General features: G+C 64.4%; 18 protein-coding genes (1 of these 18 only partly in view). 9 read left to right on the top strand and 9 right to left on the bottom strand.

The features are described 5' to 3' along the window. Positions 1 to 2 precede the first annotated feature (2 nt). Positions 3 to 500 carry an LPS-assembly lipoprotein LptE gene (locus CBP34_RS18265; protein WP_086914242.1) on the top strand — a complete coding sequence of 166 codons (498 nt, stop codon included), beginning with the start codon at positions 3 to 5 and terminating at the stop codon, positions 498 to 500. A gap of 106 nt (positions 501 to 606) precedes the next feature. Here the strand turns inward: CBP34_RS18265 and rocF are convergent, their stop codons facing one another. The 8 genes from rocF to CBP34_RS18225 all read right to left on the bottom strand — a co-directional run bounded on the left by rocF (position 607) and on the right by CBP34_RS18225 (position 8,351). Further along, positions 607 to 1,575, bottom strand: coding sequence for an arginase (rocF, locus tag CBP34_RS18260; RefSeq protein ID WP_094098845.1), 969 nt, complete (start codon positions 1,573 to 1,575; stop codon positions 607 to 609). 50 nt (positions 1,576 to 1,625) lie between these two features. Then, the gene (locus tag CBP34_RS18255) at positions 1,626 to 2,471 is read right to left on the bottom strand and encodes an IclR family transcriptional regulator domain-containing protein (RefSeq protein ID WP_086928374.1); all 846 of its coding nucleotides are present in this window, start codon (positions 2,469 to 2,471) and stop codon (positions 1,626 to 1,628) included. A gap of 61 nt (positions 2,472 to 2,532) precedes the next feature. After that, positions 2,533 to 3,495, bottom strand: coding sequence for a PDR/VanB family oxidoreductase (locus tag CBP34_RS18250; protein ID WP_086928373.1), 963 nt, complete (start codon positions 3,493 to 3,495; stop codon positions 2,533 to 2,535). A 4-nt stretch (positions 3,496 to 3,499) separates the two neighbouring features. Then, on the bottom strand, positions 3,500 to 4,552 hold the full coding sequence (locus tag CBP34_RS18245) for an alcohol dehydrogenase catalytic domain-containing protein (protein WP_094098844.1): 1,053 nt from the start codon (positions 4,550 to 4,552) through the stop codon (positions 3,500 to 3,502). A gap of 16 nt (positions 4,553 to 4,568) precedes the next feature. Then, positions 4,569 to 5,546, bottom strand: coding sequence for a Bug family tripartite tricarboxylate transporter substrate binding protein (locus CBP34_RS18240; RefSeq protein ID WP_086928371.1), 978 nt, complete (start codon positions 5,544 to 5,546; stop codon positions 4,569 to 4,571). Positions 5,547 to 5,559: 13 nt separating this feature from the next. Continuing rightward, a complete protein-coding gene (locus tag CBP34_RS18235) occupies positions 5,560 to 6,534 on the bottom strand; it encodes a Bug family tripartite tricarboxylate transporter substrate binding protein (RefSeq protein ID WP_086928370.1) in 975 nt (324 codons plus the stop codon). Between the two features lie 35 nt (positions 6,535 to 6,569). After that, positions 6,570 to 7,055: an aromatic-ring-hydroxylating dioxygenase subunit beta gene (locus tag CBP34_RS18230; RefSeq protein WP_086928369.1), complete on the bottom strand. Its 486-nt coding sequence runs from the start codon at positions 7,053 to 7,055 to the stop codon at positions 6,570 to 6,572. A 27-nt stretch (positions 7,056 to 7,082) separates the two neighbouring features. Further along, a complete protein-coding gene (locus tag CBP34_RS18225; protein WP_162290880.1) occupies positions 7,083 to 8,351 on the bottom strand; it encodes an aromatic ring-hydroxylating oxygenase subunit alpha in 1,269 nt (422 codons plus the stop codon). A gap of 156 nt (positions 8,352 to 8,507) precedes the next feature. Between CBP34_RS18225 and holA the strand changes: the two genes are divergently transcribed. Next, the gene (gene holA, locus CBP34_RS18220) at positions 8,508 to 9,596 is read left to right on the top strand and encodes a DNA polymerase III subunit delta (RefSeq protein ID WP_094098843.1); all 1,089 of its coding nucleotides are present in this window, start codon (positions 8,508 to 8,510) and stop codon (positions 9,594 to 9,596) included. 48 nt (positions 9,597 to 9,644) lie between these two features. Here the strand turns inward: holA and CBP34_RS18215 are convergent, their stop codons facing one another. Beyond that, complete coding sequence (locus CBP34_RS18215; RefSeq protein WP_086913656.1) at positions 9,645 to 9,851, bottom strand: dodecin family protein; 207 nt, start codon at positions 9,849 to 9,851, stop codon at positions 9,645 to 9,647. Between the two features lie 183 nt (positions 9,852 to 10,034). Here CBP34_RS18215 and CBP34_RS18210 point away from each other — a divergent pair, with 183 nt between their 5' ends. The 7 genes from CBP34_RS18210 to gshB form a co-directional block, all read left to right on the top strand. Then, complete coding sequence (locus CBP34_RS18210) at positions 10,035 to 11,315, top strand: glutamate-5-semialdehyde dehydrogenase (RefSeq protein ID WP_094098842.1); 1,281 nt, start codon at positions 10,035 to 10,037, stop codon at positions 11,313 to 11,315. A 60-nt stretch (positions 11,316 to 11,375) separates the two neighbouring features. Beyond that, complete coding sequence (gene trkA, locus CBP34_RS18205) at positions 11,376 to 12,839, top strand: Trk system potassium transporter TrkA (RefSeq protein ID WP_094098841.1); 1,464 nt, start codon at positions 11,376 to 11,378, stop codon at positions 12,837 to 12,839. 23 nt (positions 12,840 to 12,862) lie between these two features. Beyond that, on the top strand, positions 12,863 to 14,329 hold the full coding sequence (locus tag CBP34_RS18200; protein ID WP_086928364.1) for a TrkH family potassium uptake protein: 1,467 nt from the start codon (positions 12,863 to 12,865) through the stop codon (positions 14,327 to 14,329). Positions 14,330 to 14,426: 97 nt separating this feature from the next. Next, positions 14,427 to 15,722: a glutamate--cysteine ligase gene (gshA, locus tag CBP34_RS18195; protein ID WP_086913652.1), complete on the top strand. Its 1,296-nt coding sequence runs from the start codon at positions 14,427 to 14,429 to the stop codon at positions 15,720 to 15,722. A 168-nt stretch (positions 15,723 to 15,890) separates the two neighbouring features. Continuing rightward, positions 15,891 to 17,759, top strand: a complete 1,869-nt coding sequence (locus tag CBP34_RS18190; protein WP_086928363.1) for a potassium transporter Kup — start codon at positions 15,891 to 15,893, stop codon at positions 17,757 to 17,759. Positions 17,760 to 17,893: 134 nt separating this feature from the next. Then, entirely contained in the window at positions 17,894 to 19,081 is a 1,188-nt protein-coding gene (locus CBP34_RS18185; protein ID WP_094099262.1) for a benzoate/H(+) symporter BenE family transporter, read from the top strand. A gap of 97 nt (positions 19,082 to 19,178) precedes the next feature. Then, positions 19,179 to 19,331, top strand: partial view of a glutathione synthase gene (gene gshB, locus CBP34_RS18180; protein WP_086928361.1) — the beginning only. 801 nt of this gene lie beyond the right edge of the window; 153 of the gene's 954 nt are visible here — the first part of the coding sequence; it begins with the start codon at positions 19,179 to 19,181; its stop codon lies off the right edge, out of view.

Here is a 19,331-nt window from a genome sequence, read left to right as displayed (position 1 = left end):
TGATGAACAAGCGCGCACTGCTCTCCCTCGCCCCCGTGGCCCTGCTGACCGCCTGCGGTTTTCGCCTGCGCGGGGTGCCCGAGTTTTCGTTCGCCTCGCTCTATGTGGCGGCACCGCAGGGCTCGTCGCTGGCGCGGGAGCTGGTGCGCACCCTGGCAGGATCGGGCAGCACGCTGCGGGTGCTGCGCAATGCCGCCGACCTGCCGACCGCCGAGGCCGTGCTTGATCTGCTGTCGGAGCAGCACGAACGCGTGGTGGTGGGCCAGAACGCCTCCGGCCAGGTGCGCGAGCTGGAGTTGCGTCTGCGTGTGCGCTTCAGGCTGCGCACCCCGGCAGGCGATGAACTGATTCCCGACACCGAACTGCTGCAGCAGCGCGAGGTCAGCTACAACGAAGCCATTGCCCTGGCCAAGGAGGCCGAAGAGGCCCTGCTGTTTCGCAACATGCAGACCGACATCGTGCAGCAGTTGCTGCGGCGGCTGGCGGCAGTCAAGCGCTAGAACTTGCACCCGCCGGAGCCGCCTTCGGCGTCTTTCCCCAGGCGAACCACGCCCGTGGCCGGGGCTAGCCCATCCCACGGCGTCGGCCGGCTTGGGGCGGGCCGTTTCATGAACCGCCGGGTTCGGACCGTGACGGGATCGTCGGCCCGCGCATCAGCGTGCTCTTGCCAAACAGCGATTCGACCAGGTCTACCGCCAGCACGGCCGTGCGGTTGCGCACATCGAGCGCGGGGTTGAGCTCCACAATGTCCAGCGACGCGAGCCGCCCGCTGTCGGCGATCATCTCCATGCACAGTTGCGCCTCGCGGTAGGTGGGGCCGCCGGGCACCGTGGTGCCCACGCCGGGCGCGATGTCGGGGTCGAGAAAATCCACGTCGAAGCTCACATGCAGATGCGTGTCGGCATCCAGCCCATCCAGCGCCTGCAGCATGGTCTGGCGCATGCCCACCTCGTCGATAAAGCGCATGTCGAAAACTTCCAGTCCTTGCTCGTGCACAAAGCGTTTTTCGCCCGCGTCCACGCTGCGGATGCCGATCTGGCGGATTTGCGCTGGCTGCAGCGCCGGGCCGCCGCCAGGCATCTGTGCCAGTCGGGTCAGCTCTGCGGGGCCAAAACCGCACAGGCAGGCTACCGGCATGCCGTGCACATTGCCGCTGGGCGTGAGCGCGCTGGTGTTGAAGTCGGCATGGGCATCGAGCCACAGCACGCGCAGCTTCTTGCCCGCCTCGGCGCAATGGCGCGCCACGGCACTGATGCTGCCCAGGCCCAGGCAGTGGTCGCCACCCAGCAGGATGGGCAGGTGGCCTTGCCGGAGTGCGTCCAGCACGGCGTTGAATACCGTCTGGTTCCATTCCACGACCTGGGGCAGGTGGCGGTAGCCGTCCACGGGCGGCAGCCAGGGATTGGCGGGGCCGGCCAGGTTGCCCCCGTCCACCACGTGCAGGCCGCGGCCCTCCAATGCCGCCTGCAAGCCCGCCACCCGCAAGGCCTCGGGGCCCATGGAGGCGCCACGCGCGCCCGCGCCGATGTCGGTGGGGGCGCCGATCAGGTGCAGAGGGCGGGGCAAAGAAGGCATGGGGCAGCTGCTTTTATCCAGGGGCGGGCGTTGGTGCGGGGGCTCCCCGTTCAGGGGGAGAGACTGAGGGTCCCTGCTGCTGGCTCCGTGCCACCGCGCGGGCTATCCGAATCCAGCACCTCTTCAATCCGGTTGGCGGTGTGGTGCAATTCGCGCACAATTTTCTGGAGTGCCGTGGCCTCAGTAACGCCACGGGAGAGGAAAATTACATTCAAACAACCCAGCAAGCGTCCACGCCGGTGCAGGGGAACCGCCACCGCACCGAATTTGGGCTCTTCCGCCCATTCGCCCTGGTTGACGCCATAACCACGCTCGCGAGTCTTCTCGATCATGGTGCGAACGAAATGGCGATCCCTTGCTAGCTGCCCGCTGTGGTCCGGGCGCTCACGCAGCAGATCGATCAAGGCGGTTTGCTCTGTTGCGGGGGCAAACGCCAGGTAGGTGCGCCCTGCTGCCGTTGTCAGTAACGGAAGCCGGCGCCCCGGCATGCCGGGGTGGAACGACAGCGGGCTGTACGAGCGGGTGGAAACCCGGACCACCATTTCATCCCCCTCCAGCGACACCAGGGAACAAGGCCAGACAATGGTCTTGGACAACGCCCGCATGTGAGGCCAGGCGATTTCCGTGACCGAGACATTGTCCCGAAATCCGTAACTCAGGCGCTGGACCCGAAAGGTCAACCGGTAGAGGTTGGTGTGCGGCTCCCATTCCACATAACCGGCGTCCCGCAGGGTTTCGAGCAGGCGTTTGACTGTGGTGCGATGCTGCCCGGTGCTGCGGCTCAGCTCCATGATGGACGCCGCCGCACCGGAGTGGCGGTTCAGCGCCGCCAGCAGATCCAGCCCTTTCACCAGGGATTGGCAATGCCGGTAACTGCTGGAGCTGGTCGGGTCCATGGGCGCCTGTGCTGAAGAGAGAGGCGCCCATCTTACGGTCAACCCACCTCTCTCGGCCCACTCAGAGGTCCAGCACCAGCCGGGCGCTCTTGGCGCCGGAGCAGCAGATCATCATCGTCTGGTTCGCATTTTGTTCGGCCTCGGACAGCAGCGCGTCGCGGTGATCGGCCGCACCCGCCAGGATGCGGGTTTCGCAGCTTCCGCAGATGCCCTCGCGGCAGGACGAGGGCACGGAGATGCCGGCATCGAAAACCACGTCCAGGATCGAGCGGCCCTGCGGCACCTGCAGGGTCAGGCCGCTGCGTGCAAGCTCAAGGGTGAAACCGCCTTGCAGCGCCGCTTCGGACTTGGCGGTGAAGTATTCGACATGCGCCTGCTCGCGGCAGTGGCTGGTTGCCTGTTCGAACGCGTCCAGCATGCCGCGCGGCCCGCAGCAGTACAGGTGGGTGTGCCGGGGCGCGGCCGCAGCGAGCGCTGTCAGGTCCATCGGCTGGCCGCCGGGCTCCTGGTCGAAGTAGAAAAAGGCCTGGTTGCCGCAGGCATCGGCCAATGCGCGGGCCTGCTCTACAAACGCGGCATGGGCCCGCGTGCGGGCGCCGTAGTGCAGCTCCCATGACCGGCCCAGGGCGTTGAGCCGTTGTGCCATCGACAGCATCGGCGTGATCCCTATCCCTCCTGCGACCAGGCAGTAGTGGCGCACGTTGTCACTTTCATCCAGGGGGAAGTTGTTGCGCGGCACGCTGGCCAGCAGCACATCGTTTTCCTGCAGGTTTTCGTGCATGTACCGCGAACCGCCGCTGCTGGTGGGAGACAGGTGCACGGCAATCTGGTAGCGGTGCCGCTCACCGGGGGCGTTCATCAGCGAATAGCTGCGCGCCAGGTGATTGGGCAGTTGCAGCTCAAGGTGCGCGCCCGCTTCGAACGGGGCGAGTTCGGTCTCGTTCACCGAGACCAAATCAAAGCACTTCACATCCTGTGCAACGGTTTGTATGCGCTCAATGCGCAAAGCTGTTTTGGTGTCCATCGCTTCACTCGCAAAGGATCAGGGGTTTGATGGCTTCGCCTGCCAGAATCAGTGCGAAAGCGCGGGGACTGTCCGCCAGCGGGATTTCGTGGCTGGCGATCGGCTGCAGGTCGATGTGGTTTTCATAGACCAGGGGCGCAGCCACGTCCCAGGTGTCCCACAGGCGGCGGCCGTGGATGTTGTAGATCGTCGGGCGGCTCTTGCGCCAGGCACCAAAGTCAAAGTCCATGGGCTGGCCAGGCGTGGCGCACCAGCGCACGTCACCCAGCGCGCCAACCATGGCGAAGGTGTTGCGTACGCCATCAGGACTGCCGGTGTATTCAAAGACCACACCGGCCAGCTCGCCGTGGGTGAGATCGCGCACTGTCTGCACGGGTGGTGCCGCAGTCGGGTCCAGGGCTTCGTCTGCACCCATCTGCAGCGCCATCTTGCGGCGTTTGGCGTTGGGGTCGATGGCGATCACGCGCCGCGCTCCGAAATGCCGGGCCACGGCCACGTTCATCAGCCCGATCGGGCCGCAGCCGTTGACGACCACCGTCTGGCCCGACACCCCGCGGCCCTCCAGCGTGGCATGCACCGCAATGCCCAGGGGCTCCAGCAACGCCGCCAACTTCGGCGCGGTGCCGGGTGGGTTGACCCATGCAATCGAGGTTGGAACCGTGATGTATTGGGCAAAACAGCCGTCGATGTCGATCCCCGGGTAGCGGGTGTTCGGGCACACATGGGCCCGGCCGGTGCGGCAGGCGTTGCAGTTCCAGCACGGAATATGGCTTTCCAGGCTCACCAGGTCACCTACCTTGACCCGCCCCGCGCCCTGCGGCGTCGCCGCCTCCGGCCCCAGGGCAATGACGGTGCCGCACATCTCATGTCCCAGCGTGGTGGGGAGCTTCAGGCGCTGCGCGAAAGCGCCTGCACCGTGGTAGAGCTGCATGTCCGTGCCGCAGACGCCTGCCGCATGCACCCGCACCAGCATCTCGCCCGGGCCAGGTTCGCGCACCTCGCGCTCGATCACGGCCAGCCCGTTGACGCCGGGCCGGATTTTGTTCAAGGCCAACATAGGGTTCCCCTTCGCCTTATTGCGGCTGGATGCCGGCGCGCTGGGCCGTTTCCAGCCAGCGGGTGCTTTCAAATTGCACCAGCTTGCCGAAGGCCTCTGCACTCGAGGGCTTGGCGATCAACCCCATGCTGTAGAGCCGGCCCTTGACCTGGGCCTGCGCCAGGACCTCGGCCACATCGGCATTGATTTTCTTGCGTACCTCGTCGGGCGTTCCCTTGGGCGCCATCAGGCCGAACCAGAAGTTCACGTAAAAGCCCTTGGCGCCACTTTCGTCGGCGGCCGCAATATTCGGGGCGATCGGCGAGCGCAGCTTGGACGGGATGCCCAGCGCCTTGATACGGCCGCTGTCGATAAAGGGGCGCGCAGCCGTCAGTGTCGAGAGTACCGCATGCACTTCTCCGGCCATCAGCGCGTTCAAGGCCAGAGCTTCGCCCCGGTAGCTGACGCTCTGGCGCTGGAACTTCATCTGGTCCGCAAACTGCTGGAAGGCCAGCATGGAGCCACCGCCGAAGGTGCCGTCAAAGACCTTGCCTGGGTTGTTGCGCGCGTAGGTGCCGAATTCGGCCATGGTCTTGGCAGGCACGTCGTTGCGCACCGACAGCACATAGTCGCCTTCTGCGATCTGCGTCACCGGAACCAGGTCGGTCAGCGGATCGAAACCGGGGTTTTTGAGAAACAGGTTCACCGAGCCGATCGAGACCGGCGCCAGCAGCAAGGTGGTGCCATCGGGCGCAGCGCGCACCACCTGGGCGGCGCCGATGCTGCCATTGGCGCCGGGCTTGTTTTCGACGACGACCGATTGCTTCCACTTGGTCGAAAGCTGCTCGGCCAGAATGCGTGTGGCACTGTCCGACGAGCCGCCAGGCGCAAATGGGACGACGATCTTGACGGCGCGGTCCGGGAAACTGGACTGGGCGGCGACAGGCAATATGGCCGTTGCGCACAGCGCGGCGGTCGAGCACAAGACAAATTGACGCTTAGATACTTTGAGCATGATGTTGATTCGTTCAGTCAATGGTGGCGTTCGAGGCGCGCACGATGTCTCCCATGCGCTGCAATTCTGTGCGGACGAATCGGCTGAAATCCTGGGAAGAACTGGCCTGCAGCTCCTGGCCGATATCGCGCATGCGTTGCTTGATTTCGGGTTCCACGAGCACTTGTTGCAACTCCTTGTTCAATCGTTCGACGACTGGCTGTGGTGTGCCTGCGGGAGCCAACATGCCAAACCAGACATCGATGGCATAGCCAAGGATGCCCGCTTCGTTCATGGTGGGTAAATCCGGCAGCTTGGGTGTCCGTTCTTTGCCCGTCGTGGCCAGTGCCCGCAACTTCCCCGCATGAATCTGGGGTGTCGCAATGGACATGTCTAAGAAGGCCAGCTGTACCGTGCCTGCCATGAGGTCGGTGAGAACCTGCGTACCCCCTCGGTAGGGCACATGCTGCAACTGAGCACCTGTCATGGTTTTCATCATTTCGCCTGCCAGATGCAATATGGTTCCGTTGCCAGACGAACCAAAGCTGAGGGGCTGCTTTTTCCCCAGTGCGATCAGTTCAAGCACCGAGTTCGCTGGCACGGACGGATGCACCACCAGCACATGGGGGCTGCGTGCCACCAGGCTGATCGGGGCAAAGTCTTTCAGCGCGTCGTAATTCAGCTTTTTATAGAGGGTGGCGTTGGTCGCGAGGCCCGTGGAGGCAAACAGCAAGGTGTATCCATCCGCAGGGCTCTTGGCCACATGTTCGTAGGCGATATTGCCGCCCGCGCCGACACGGTTTTCCACAACCATGTTTTGGCCCAAACGGGTGCCGAGCTTTTCAGCGACCGCTCTGGCAACCACGTCGGTCGCGCCACCCGCCGAGAACGGTACAACCAGCTTGAGGGGTTTGTCTGGATAGCGCGGCTGTTGTGCGTGAGCCGACAAGCCCAAGGCCAGGGTCAATGCGGAAAAAGCGGCAAGCCATGTTCTTCGTGTCTGTTGCATATAAAAAGCCATTGATGAAGGGGGGCGTGGTCGTTTCAGAGCAGGAACGACAGGCCGACGATGGGTTGTTTGCGGCTCAGCAGGACGATGGTCTTTTGCTGGATCTTCCAGGTGTCGCCCACTTTCTTGCAGACGAGCTTGCAGTGGCCTGGAAAGAGGCGGGTCTCGCCCAGACCCTTCTGGCGCCAGTCGCCGGAGCGCACCTCGGTCAGCAGCAGGGCGAACCGGGCGCTGGCGGTCTGTGCGTCGATGTCCTCGATGTCGATGTTGGACACCATACGCAAGGTGTTGGAGCCCGGGTTCTGGGCTACGCGGTTTTGCCGCATGATCTGTTCCACCCGCATCGCCAGGCGCAGGCGGTTGTCGTAGATGATCGAGGATTCCTTGAGGGGGTCGGCGGTTTCGTCGATGGGCACCCAGTAGGTGGCATCGTCGGTGTAGAGCGCCAGCCAGTCGTCGAGCTGCATGTCGTCCAGCAACTGGGCTTCACGCAGGATGAGTTTCTGTACGGGATGGATCATGGGGTTTCTTTCGCGAATCCGAGGGGGTCAGGCGGCTGCAGCCATCAGGGCGCGCCATTTGCGCCAGAAGGCGCGCTGCGGGGCTTCGTCGCTGTAGACGCCGACGCGTTCGCCGTCGGGTTTCACCTCTTCCTTGCCCAGGCCGCGGCTCAGGGTGATCCATTCAAAGGCTTCGGTTCTGAGGGCGTTCTGGCCACCGGCAAACACATCGATGTCGTCGGCGGACAGAATTCCGGCTGTGCCCACCCGCGTCTGGGCGTCGAGCATGCGGTTGGCGTTGATCTCGTCGTGGGCGCCGTCGATCATCAGCGGGTAGGAGTAGACCTCGGTGCGGTCATGCGCAATGGGCTGGATCACGCGGATGTTGAAGTCGAAGATCGTCAGGTTGGGAAAGATCAGGAACTGGCGGTTGGTCAGCACCTCGGCGGCGCCGTCTTCGCCGTACAGCGTTTTCAGCTGGGTGTTGTAGGCGTCGCGCACGGCGGGGTCGATGCCCCCCGATTCCAGTGGTGCGCCGGCTTCCAGCGTGCCGTGGCCTTCGGGGTAGCCCCGGGTGTAGCCCTGCTGGCGCACGGCGGCATGGAGTTCACGGTTCTCGAAGGAGCCTTCGAACTTGCGCACGGTGTTGAACGCGGAACGGTGCACAAATCCCGGGTGGTAACCGTCATAGACGTTTTCGGCCTGGAATTTCCAGTTGCCGTCGAATCCGTACTTGTGCGAGGTGGCGACCCGGTAAGTGCTGCCTGCGGTGCGCTTGAGCCAGAGGTCGATGTGCTGCTTGGCACCGCCCAGGAAAGTTTCCAGGGGCTCGACGTCGGGATTGAAAGAGCCGAACACCAGCCCGCCGTAGGCGGCAACCCGGGGCACCGACTTGAGGTTTTTGTCGGACTTGTTGAAGCCTTCCGGGTAGCGGGCATCGTCCGGAATGCCGATCAATTCGCCCGAGGTGCGAAAGGACCAGCCGTGGTAGGGGCACACAAACGCCCGGGTGTTGCCTTTTTCCTCGCGGCAGATGGTGGCGCCCCGGTGGGTGCAGGCGTTCAGGAGGGCGTGGATGCCTCCTTCGCGACCACGCGTCACGATCACGGGGCGGGTGCCGATCTGGGTGGATTTGAAATCACCCGGCTTCGCAATCTCGCTTTCGTGGCACAAGTAGATCCAGGTCTTGTAGAAGATCTGTTCCATTTCCTGCGCGAAAACCTCAGGGCCGCGGTAGGCCGCGGTGGCCACGCGGAACTCATGGGCTTGTTCATCGACCATCTTGGTGATGGTGTGGGGGGGCAGTCTGGCGTTCATGGGTTTTTCCTGCATCAAGAAGTTGGGCGGATGTTAGGGAGCGCTTTGATGGGCATCAATCTTTTCGAAGATCAGGGTGCACATGGTGCACCCTGATCTTCGTGTTAACCCTTGCTTTGGCGTCCTTTCGTGCAAGCCACGCGCTACACTTTGCCGATGCAAGTCGCCCTGGCCCAACTCTCTCAGCATCTTCAACGGGGCCTTTCGCCGCTGTATGTCCTGCACGGCGACGAGCCGCTGCTGCAACAGGAGGCGGCCGATGCGATTCGCGCCGCGGCCCGTGCACAGGGCTATACCGAGCGCAACTCTTACACCGTGGCGGGCGCGCACTTTGACTGGAGCGCGGTACTGGCGGCGGGCGGCAGCCTGAGCCTGTTTGCCGACAAGCAGATCGTCGAGATCCGCATCCCCTCGGGCAAGCCCGGCAAGGACGGCAGTGTGGCTCTGCAGCAGGTGGCCGAATCGGCCCGGGGCAACGACAGCACGCTCACGCTGGTGATGCTGCCGCGCCTGGACAAGGCCACCCGCACCGGTGCATGGTTTGCGTCGCTCGAAGCCACCGGCACCTCCATCCAGATCGACCCCATCGAACGCGCGCAACTGCCGCAGTGGATTGCCCAGCGCCTGGCAGCCCAAGGCCAGCGCGTGGTGGCGGGCGAGGAAGGCCAGCGCACGCTGCAGTTTTTTGCCGACCGGGTCGAGGGCAATCTGCTGGCCGCGCACCAGGAGATCCAGAAGCTGGCCCTGCTGCATCCGGTCAAGGAAGGAGACGCGAGCATCACGGGCGAGTTGACGTTGGAGCAGGTGGAGGCCGCTGTGCTCAACGTGGCGCGTTACGACGTGTTCAAACTGTCCGAGGCGGTGCTGGCAGGCCAGATCGCGCGCGTGCAGCGCATGCTCGATGGCCTGCAGGCCGAGGGCGAGGCCGCCGTGCTGGTGCATTGGGCGCTGGCCGAAGACATTCGCGCCCTCAAACGCGTCAAAGACGCCATGAGCGCCGGCCGCCCGCTGCCCATGGCGCTGCGCGAGAACCGCGTCTGGGGCGCCAAGGAACGCCTGTACGAACGCATCCTGCCGCGCCTGACCAACGCCAGCGCCAACCGCCTGCTGCAATCGGCCCATCTGGTCGACGGCATCGTCAAGGGGCTCAAGGTGCCCGATTGGCCCACCGACCCATGGCAGGCGTTGCAGCGCCTGGCGCTGCAGCTGGGTCGCGTGTGCGCGGGCGTGCCGCAGCGCGGCTAAGACAGGCACCAGCGGAACTGGCGCTCGGCTGATAGCGGTTCGGGGTGCTTATTTTTCGTCGAGCACAAAGGTGACCTGCATGTTCACCCGGTACCCGGTGATGCGGCCGCCCTCGATGGACACCTTCTGTTCCTTGATCCAGGCGCCACGCACGTTGGCGATGGTGTCGCAGGCGCGGGCAATGCCCTGGTTGATGGCATCCTCGAAACTGGTCTTGCTGGTGGCACTGACTTCAATGACTTTGGCGACGCTCATGGTGGGCTCCGAAGGGTGGGGGAAGCCCCCATGCTAGGCGCGGCGGCCGCACGCCCCTGTCGGACAAATCCACCTGAAGCCGTAGTCGGCTGAGCCGCCTTTCGCCATGCATGGCAGCTGCGGTATGGCCCAGGGGATTGAGGCGTGGCAGCGGCAGCGAGGTATCTGCGGCAAAATCCTCGTATGAACGCCCTCAACGTCACCGAATACACCCACGCCCTCGGTTTACAGGCAAAAGTGGCTTCAGCCCTTATGGCTAAAGCGCCAGCAGCTATTAAAAACAAAGCGCTCAAGGCCCTGGCGCGGCTGCTGCGCGACAACACCGCAGCCCTGCAGACCGACAATGCCCGCGATCTGGCGCGCGCCCGCGCCGCGGGCCTGTCCGAACCCATGGTGGACCGCCTCCAGCTCAGCCCCAAGGTGCTGGAAACCTGTGCCCAGGGCTGCGAGCAGCTCGCCGCCATGCCCGACATCATTGGCGAGATCACGGGCATGAAGCAGCAGCCCAGTGGCATCCGCGTGGGCCAGATGCGCGTGCCCATTGGCGTGTTCGGCATGATCTACGAGAGCCGCCCCAACGTGACCATCGAGGCGGCCAGCCTTAGCATCAAGAGCGGCAATGCCTGCATCCTGCGTGGCGGCTCCGAGGCCATTGATTCCAACAAGGCGCTGGCCAAAATCGTGCAGCAGGCGCTGGCCGAAGCCGGTCTGCCCGAGGATGCCGTGCAACTCGTGCAGACCACCGACCGCGAGGCCGTGGGCCAGCTCATCACCATGCCGCAGTTTGTGGATGTGATCATTCCGCGCGGCGGCAAGGGCCTGATCGAGCGCATCAGCCGCGACGCCAAGGTGCCCGTCATCAAGCACCTCGATGGCAACTGCCACACCTATGTGGACGATCCCTGCGACATCGCGATGGCAGTGAAGGTGGCCGACAACGCCAAGACCAGCAAATACAGCCCCTGCAACGCCAGCGAAGGCCTGCTGGTGGCGCGCGGTGTGGCGGCCGAGTTTCTGCCCCAGATCGGCGCCGTGTATGCCGCCAAGGGCGTGGAAATGCGCGGTTGCCCCGAAGCCATGGCCATTTTGGCCAGCGTGCCCGGCGCAAAGCTTGCCGCGGCGACCGAGCAGGACTGGTCTGAGGAATACCTCGCGCCCATCATCAGCGTGAAGGTGGTGGCGGGTGTGGACGAAGCCATTGCCCACATCAACCACTATTCAAGCCACCACACCGACGCCATCCTCACGACCAACCATGTGCACGCCCAGCGCTTTTTGCGCGAGGTGGATTCGGCCAGCGTGATGGTGAACGCCAGCACGCGCTTTGCCGACGGCTTCGAGTTTGGCCTGGGGGCCGAAATCGGCATCAGCACCGACAAGTTCCACGCGCGCGGGCCCGTGGGGCTGGAAGGGCTCACCTCGCTCAAGTACGTGGTGCTGGGCGAGGGTGAGGTGCGGAACTGATTTGCTCCTTATTTCATAGCTGGTAGCGCTTGACAGTATTGCGCTGAAGGCCGATACCACATGAAAATCATCATCCTCGGAGCGGGCCGCGTGGGCCAGAGCGTGGCCGACAGCCTGGTGTCGGAGCGCAACGACATCACCGTCATCGACACCGATGCCGAGCGCCTGCGTGATCTGGAGTCGCGCTTTGACCTGCGCGGCGTGGTGGGCGACGGCATTGACCCGGCCGTGCTGGCCGAGGCGGGCGCCAAGGACACCGACCTGTTGATCGCCTGCGCCGCGCAGGACGAGACCAACCTGGTGTGCTGCAAAGTGGCGCAGCTGCTGTTCAACATCCCCAAGCGCATCGCGCGCGTGCGCTCCATGGGGTTTCAGGCCGATCCGCTGCTCACGGGCCCCGAGGGCTTTGCAGTGGACCGCATCATCTGCCCCGAACAATCCCTCACGCGCTACATCGGCAAGCTCATCGAGTACCCCGAGGCCATGCAGGTGCGCGAGTTTGCCGGTGGGCGGGCCTGCCTGGTGTCGGTGCGGGCGCGTGCCGGCGCGCCCATGGTGGGGCACACCGTGGCCGAGATGCGCAACAGCACCCCGGAGGTGGCCGTGCGCCTGGTGGCCATTTACCGCCGCTTTCCGGAAGAGCCCGATCGTTTCGTGGCCTGTGCCGGCGAAACCCGCATCGAGCCCGGCGACGAGGTTTTTGTGCTGGCCGCGCGCGAGCACATCGCCCATGTGCTGGCCACCTTGCACCGTCGGGATGCCACACCGGTGCGGCCGGTGCGCCGCATCATGATCGCCGGGGGGGGCCGTGTGGGCCTGCACCTGGCGCTGGAGCTGGGCAAGGAGGCTGGGCGCTATCTGGTGAAGATCATCGAGGATGACAGCGCGCGCTGCATCGAGCTGGCCTCGCGCCTGCCGTCCGACACGTTGGTGCTGCAGGGCGACACCACCGATGAAAACCTGCTCGGGGATGAGAGCATCGACGAAATCGATCTCTTTCTGGCCCTCACCGACGACGACGAGGACAACATCATGTCCTGCCTGCTGGCCAAGCGCATGGGCGCGCGCCGCGTGCTGGCGCTCATCAACCGGCGCAGCTATGCCGACCTGATGCATGGCACGCAGATCGACATTGCCCTGTCGCCCGCGCAGGCCATGCTGGGCGAGCTGCTGGCCTACGTGCGCCAGGGCGATGTGCAGGCCGTGCACAGCCTGCGCCGGGGCGTGGCCGAGGCGCTGGAGATCGTGGTGCGCGGGGACCGCAAGACCTCGCGCGTGGTGGGCCGCAAGGTCAGCGAGCTGGCCCTGCCGCGCGACGTGCACATCGGCCTCATCGTGCGCGGCCTGCCGGATTCGCTGGTTGCGCACGAGGTCTCGCCCGATGACCTGCGCGAGCCGCAGGTGATCATTCCGCGCAGCAGCACGGTGCTGGAGAGCAACGACCATGTGGTGTTCTTCCTGCCCCACAAGCGGCTGGTGCGCGACGTGGAAAAGCTCTTCCGCGTGAGTGCCACGTTCTTCTGAACCAACCAGGCTGGCAAGAAACCATGGTGGACATGTTTCCCGTGCTGCGGGTGCTGGGCATCCTGGTCATGATCTTTTCGCTGTCCATGGGGCTGCCGCTGGCGGTCTCGCTCTGGACCGGTGACGGGGTGTGGCATGTGTACCCGCTGGCCATGGCGGGATCGCTGCTGGCGGGCGCCTGGCTGTGGTGGCGCCTGCGCCTGTTCCGGCAGGAGCTGCAGCCGCGCCACGGCGTGATGCTGGTCTCGCTGGTGTGGATGCTGCTGCCGTTGGCTGCCGCCGTGCCGCTAATGCTGGCGGGGCACCACGTCGGGCGGCCCATGTCGTTCACGCACGCGTACTTCGAGGCGGTGTCAGGCCTGACCACTACGGGCTCCACGGTGCTGACCGGCCTGGACAGCTTGCCCGTTTCGGTGAATGTGTGGCGCACCTTCTTGCAGTGGATGGGCGGCATGGGCATTCTGATCCTGGCGGTGGCGGTGTTGCCGCTGCTCGGGGTGGGTGGCAGCCAGCTTTTCAAGGCCGAGGCGGCCGGGCCGCTCAAAGACACCAAGCTCACGCCGCGCATGACTGGCACGGCCAAAGGGCTGTGGGGCGTGTATGCCCTGTTTTCCACCCTGTGCGGCCTGGCCTACTGGGCGGCGGGCATGGCGCCGCTGGATGCGCTGATGCACATGTTCTCTACCGTCAGCCTGGGCGGGCTGTCGCCGCATGACCAGAGCTTCGGGTATTTCCAGTCGCCGCTGCTCGAAGCCATCTGCATCGTCTTCATGCTGGTGGCCAGCTGCAACTTTGCGCTGTATTTCGTGGCGATTCGCAAGGGCCACTGGCACGGCTTCTGGCACGACCCCGAGCTGCGTGCGACCTTGTTCACGCTGGTGGGCGGGGGGCTGCTGGTGGCTGCATTGCTGTGGGTGAAGGGCGTGTATGCGCCGCTGGATGCGCTGCGCCATGGCATGTTCAACCTGGTTTCCATGGCCTCGACCACCGGCTATGCCACGGTGGATTATCTGGGCTGGCCGGTGTTTGCGCCGGTGTTCATGCTGTTGCTGTCGGGCGTGGCCACCAGTGCGGGCTCCACCGGCTGCGGCATCAAGATGGTGCGCATGCTGATCTTGCTCAAGCAGGCGCGCCGCGAAATGAACCGGCTGGTGCACCCGCGCGCCGTGCAGCCCGTGCGGCTGGGCGATGCGGTGGTGGACAACCGGGTGATCTTCTCTGTGCTGGCCTTCATGCTGGTGTATGGCGCCACGATCTTCGGGCTGAGCATGGTGCTGCTGCTGACCGACCTGGACCCGGTGACCGCGTTCTCGGCGGTGCTGGCCAGTGTCAACTGCGCGGGGCCGGGCCTGGGTGCCGTTGGGCCCGCCTCCAACTTTGCGGTGCTGACCGATTTTCAGATCTGGGTGTGCACCCTGGCGATGCTGCTGGGACGGCTGGAAATACTGAGCTTCATGGCCTTGCTCACCCCGGCGTTCTGGCGCCGTTAGTGCGGGCGCCATCCGCACTGCCGCGGCAGCGGCTTGCGAATACCTGGCCCGTCCCCAAATCCCTACAATCCACCGCAATCGCTTCCCAAGGGCATCTATGGTTCCGCATCTCATCACGGCCCTCACGGGGCCGATCAACGAACTCGAACAGCGCATTCTTGACTCGATGCCCGCCATCGAACGCTGGTTCCGGCTGGAGTGGATGGAGCACACGCCGCCGTTCTACACCTCGGTCGATATCCGCAATGCCGGCTTCAAGCTCGCGCCGGTGGACACCAACCTGTTCCCCGGCGGCTGGAACAACCTCACCAAAGAGATGCTGCCGCTGGCCGTGCAGGCCGCCATGGCTGCCATCGAGAAGATCTGCCCCGAGGCGCGCAATCTGCTGATCATTCCCGAGAACCACACCCGCAACACGTTCTACCTGGCCAACGTGGTGCAGCTGCAGCGCATCTTCAACATGGCGGGCCTGAATGTGCGCGTGGGCTCCATCAGCCCCGAGATCAAGAAATCCACGTTGATCGAGCTGCCCAATGGCGACTCGGTGATGCTCGAACCCGTGATCCGCACCAAGGGGCGGCTGGGCCTCAAGGACTTTGACCCCTGCACCATCCTGCTCAACAACGACCTGTCTGCCGGGGCGCCCGGTATTCTGGAAGACATCCACGAGCAGTATCTGCTGCCGCCGCTGCACGCCGGCTGGAGCGTGCGCAAGAAGAGCACGCATTTCAAGAACTACGAAGAGGTGGCCAAGCGTTTTGGCAAGATGCTGGGCATCGACCCTTGGCTGATCAATCCGATGTTCAGCCAGTGCGGCGATGTGGACTTTGTCGAAGGCACGGGCATGGATGCGCTGCAAAGCGGCGTGGATGCGTTGTTGGCCAAGGTGCGGCGCAAGTACAAGGAATATGGCATCCACGAAAAACCGTTCGTGATCGTCAAGGCCAACAACGGCACCTATGGCATGGGCATCATGACGGTGCGCGATGCCAAGGAGCTCGATGCCTTGAACCGCAAGACGAAGAACAAGATGGCCGTCATCAAGGATGGTCAGCCGGTCAGCGATGTGATCATCCAGGAAGGGGTGCTCACGCAGGAGCGGGTGCATGAGGCCGTGGCCGAGCCCGTGGTCTACATGATGGACCGCTATGTGGTGGGCGGCTTCTATCGCATGCATGCCGAGCGCGGCGTGGACGAGAACCTCAACGCCCCGGGCGCCAGCTTCGTGCCCCTGGCCTTCGAGCACAGCACCCACCTGCCCCAGCCGGGTGTGCGCCCTGGCGTGAGTGCGCCGAACCGCTTTTACATGTATGGCGTGGTGGCGCGTCTGGCGATGCTGGCCGCCAGCTATGAGCTGGAAGCCACCAACCCGGACGCCGAGATTTACGACTGACCCGGGTGACTGCGCCACCCATGCCACGCCTTGGGCGCCGGGGCCAGAGGGTAGTTGTTGCACTGCAACAAGACCCGTGGGGCCGATACACGAATACGAGGGCGGGCGCACAATAGCGTTCCCAAAAGTTACGGAACCCTGTCTTGCCCAGTGCAGCGGGGGGTGTCAGTGCAAAGCTCCAAATCATCGCTCGCAGCGCTCACGCTGGGCGCCATCGGTGTTGTCTATGGCGATATCGGCACCAGCGTGCTGTATGCGGTCAAGGAGGTCTTCGGCTCGGGCCATGTGCCGTTCACGCCGGACAACATCTACGGCATCCTGTCCATCTTCTTCTGGACCCTGACGGTCATCGTCTCCCTCAAATACGTGGTGCTGGTGCTGCGTGCCGACAACAATGGCGAGGGCGGGCTCATTGCCATGCTGGCGCTGGCCTCGCAGGCAGTGAAAGACAAGCCCCGGCTGCGCAAGGTGCTGCTGGCGGTGGGCATCTTCGGCACCTCGCTGTTTTATGGTGATGGCGTCATCACCCCGGCCATCTCGGTGCTTTCCGCGGTGGAGGGGCTGGAGGTGGTCTCGCCCCACTTCAAGCAGTATGTGATTCCGCTCACGCTGGTGGTGCTTTTTTGCCTGTTTGTCGTGCAGAAACGGGGCACCAGCGGCATCGGCAAGTTCTTCGGGCCCGTCACGCTCATCTGGTTCTTGACGATTGCCGTGCTGGGCGTGTCGCACATCGTCACCCACCCTGAAATCCTTTGGGCCATGAGCCCGCACCACGCGCTGGGGTTCATGTGGGCGCATCCGGGCATCAGCTTCATCATTCTGGGCGCCGTGGTGCTGTGTGTGACCGGGGCCGAGGCGCTGTATGCCGACCTGGGGCATTTCGGCAAGCGCCCCATCCGCCTGGCCTGGTTTGGCGTGGCCATGCCGGCGCTGACACTCAACTATTTCGGCCAGGGCGCATTGCTGCTGGCCGAACCCGAGGCGGTGAAAAACCCGTTCTTCATGATGGCGCCCGATTGGGCCTTGGTGCCGCTGGTGGTCATGGCCACGCTGGCCACGGTGATTGCTTCGCAGGCGCTCATCACGGGCGCCTTCAGCGTGACCAAGCAGGTGATCCAGCTCGGGTATCTGCCGCGCCTGAACATCCTGCACACCAGCGTGCGGGATACGGGGCAGATCTACATACCGCTGGTCAACTGGGGCCTGTTCGTGGCCATTGTGCTGGCGGTGGTGATGTTCCGCTCGTCCAGCAACCTGGCGGCGGCCTATGGCATCGCCGTCACGCTGGACATGCTGATCACCACCACCCTGACGTTCTTTGTCATCCGCTATGGCTGGGGCTATCCGCTGGCGCTGTGCATCGCGGCCACAGGCTGCTTCTTTGTGGTGGATCTGGCCTTTTTCACCTCGAATCTGCTCAAGCTGTTCCAGGGCGGATGGTTCCCGCTGATGATCGGCGGTGGCGTGTTCGTGCTGATGATGACCTGGAAGGAGGGGCGTCGCCTGCTCAACGAGAAGCTGCGCGCCGATGCCATCGACCTCAAAGGTTTTCTCGAGTCGGTGTTCCTGAGCCCGCCCACCCGCGTGGATGGCACGGCGGTGTTCTTGACAGCCGAGCCGGGGGCCGTGCCCAACGCCATGCTGCACAACCTCAAGCACAACAAGGTGCTGCATCGCCAGAACCTGTTTGTCACCGTGCACAACCACGAGGTGCCCTGGATCGGGCTGGACAAGCGCCTGAACGTGGAGCCGCTGGGGCATGATTGCTGGCAGGTGGTGGTGCATTACGGGTTCAAGAACGATCCCGACATACCCAGCGCGCTGCGCCAATTGCGCGGGCGCGGTTGTGATGTGGAGCCCATGACGACCAGCTATTTCCTGTCGCGCGACACCATCATCCCCACCATCGGCAGCGGCATGGCGCCTTGGCGCGAGAAGCTTTTTGCCCAGATGCACCACAACGCCAGCGGCGCTGCCGACTTTCTGCATCTGCCCAACAACGCCGTGGTCGAGCTGGGCTCCAAGATTGAAATCTAGCCGGTTTTGCGTGTTTTTGGCCGGTAGCGCTGATGTATAAAGCGCAAGCAGCTATTGAATGTATAGCTGATTGAGGCGTGCACCAGGGGCTGCAGCCGGCTCGGCCTGGCCGGGTGCAGTGCCAGAATGCGGCCATGCAATTCTTCAAAGACTTGAGCCTGTCGGCCTTTACCGCCGGGTTTGTCGCGGTGCTGGTGGGGTTCACGAGTTCGGTGGCCATCGTGTTCCAGGCTGCACAAGCCTTCCAGGCCACGCCCGCGCAAATCACCTCGTGGATGTGGGCCCTGGGGCTGGGCATGGGGCTGTGCTCGCTGGTGCCGTCACTGCTGCTGCGCAAGCCGGTCATGGTGGCCTGGTCCACACCCGGCGCGGCCGTGCTGGCCACCGCCGGGCTGGCCGGGGGCTTCAGCATGGCAGAGGCGGTGGGCGCTTTCATGGTGTGTGCAGCGCTGATCACGCTGGCGGGCGTCACGCGCTGGTTCGAGCGCATCATGAACCGCATCCCCATGGAGATTGCCGCAGCGCTGCTGGCGGGCGTGCTGGCGCGGTTTGGCCTGCAGGCTTTTGCTGCGGCGCAGTCGGCCCTGCCGCTGGTCTTGCTGATGCTGGGGACCTATCTGGTGGCGCGCCGCATGTTGCCACGCTATGCGGTGGTCGTCACGCTGGCACTGGCCATCGGCTTTGCCGCGCTGCGTGGCGAGATGTCCTGGTCGGTCATCCGCTTCGAACTGGCCATGCCGGTGTTCACGGCGCCGCAGTTCACCCTGTCTGCAGCCATCAGCCTGGCGCTCCCTTTGTTTGTTGTGACCATGGCGTCGCAAAACCTGCCGGGCGTGGCGGTGATCCGCGCCACGGGCTATGACCTGCCCGTCTCGCGCCTCATCACCATGACAGGGCTTGCGACCCTGGTGCTTGCGCCATTTGGTGGCTATGCGCTGAATTTCAGCGCGATCACGGCCGCCATCTGCATGGGGCCGGAAGCCCACCCGGACCGCGACAAGCGCTACACGGCGGCGGTGTCCTGCGGCTTGCTGTATGTGGCAATTGGCATTTTTGGCGCGGTTGTCACGGGCCTGCTGACGGCATTTCCCAAAGAGCTGGTGGTTGCCATTGCCGGCCTGGCACTGCTGGGCACCATCGGCAATGGCCTGGCCGCCGCGCTGCGCGACGAGCCCCACCGCGAGGCGGCATTGATCACATTCCTGGTCACCCTCAGCGGCGTGGTGGTGGCGGGCGTGGGATCTGCGTTCTGGGGCGTGGTCGCCGGCAGCCTGGCGCTATTTGTGCAACAGTACAGGCGTTCCCCGAAGGGGAGTGTCTGACGCGGTCAGATGCAGTGTGCGGCAATGCCTTTCGGGGCGGCCGCGTGTTTTCGCCATGCGGGTCCTTCTGGCCCGGGCGCCTTTTTCCTGAGAGACCATGAAACTCCTGTTCATCGCTGATCCGCTGGAAAGCTTCAAGATCTACAAAGACACCACCTTCGCCATGATGCGCGAGGCGCAGCGGCGCGGGCACACGCTGGCGGTCTGCCTGCCGCAGGATCTGGTCTGGCAGCGCGGCAGCCAGGTGGCT

It is taken from the genome of Acidovorax carolinensis, from assembly GCF_002157145.1.
GTDB lineage: Bacteria > Pseudomonadota > Gammaproteobacteria > Burkholderiales > Burkholderiaceae_C > Acidovorax > Acidovorax carolinensis.
Note: the sequence above shows the minus strand (reverse complement) of the source record. Positions and strands in the feature narration are given on the sequence as shown.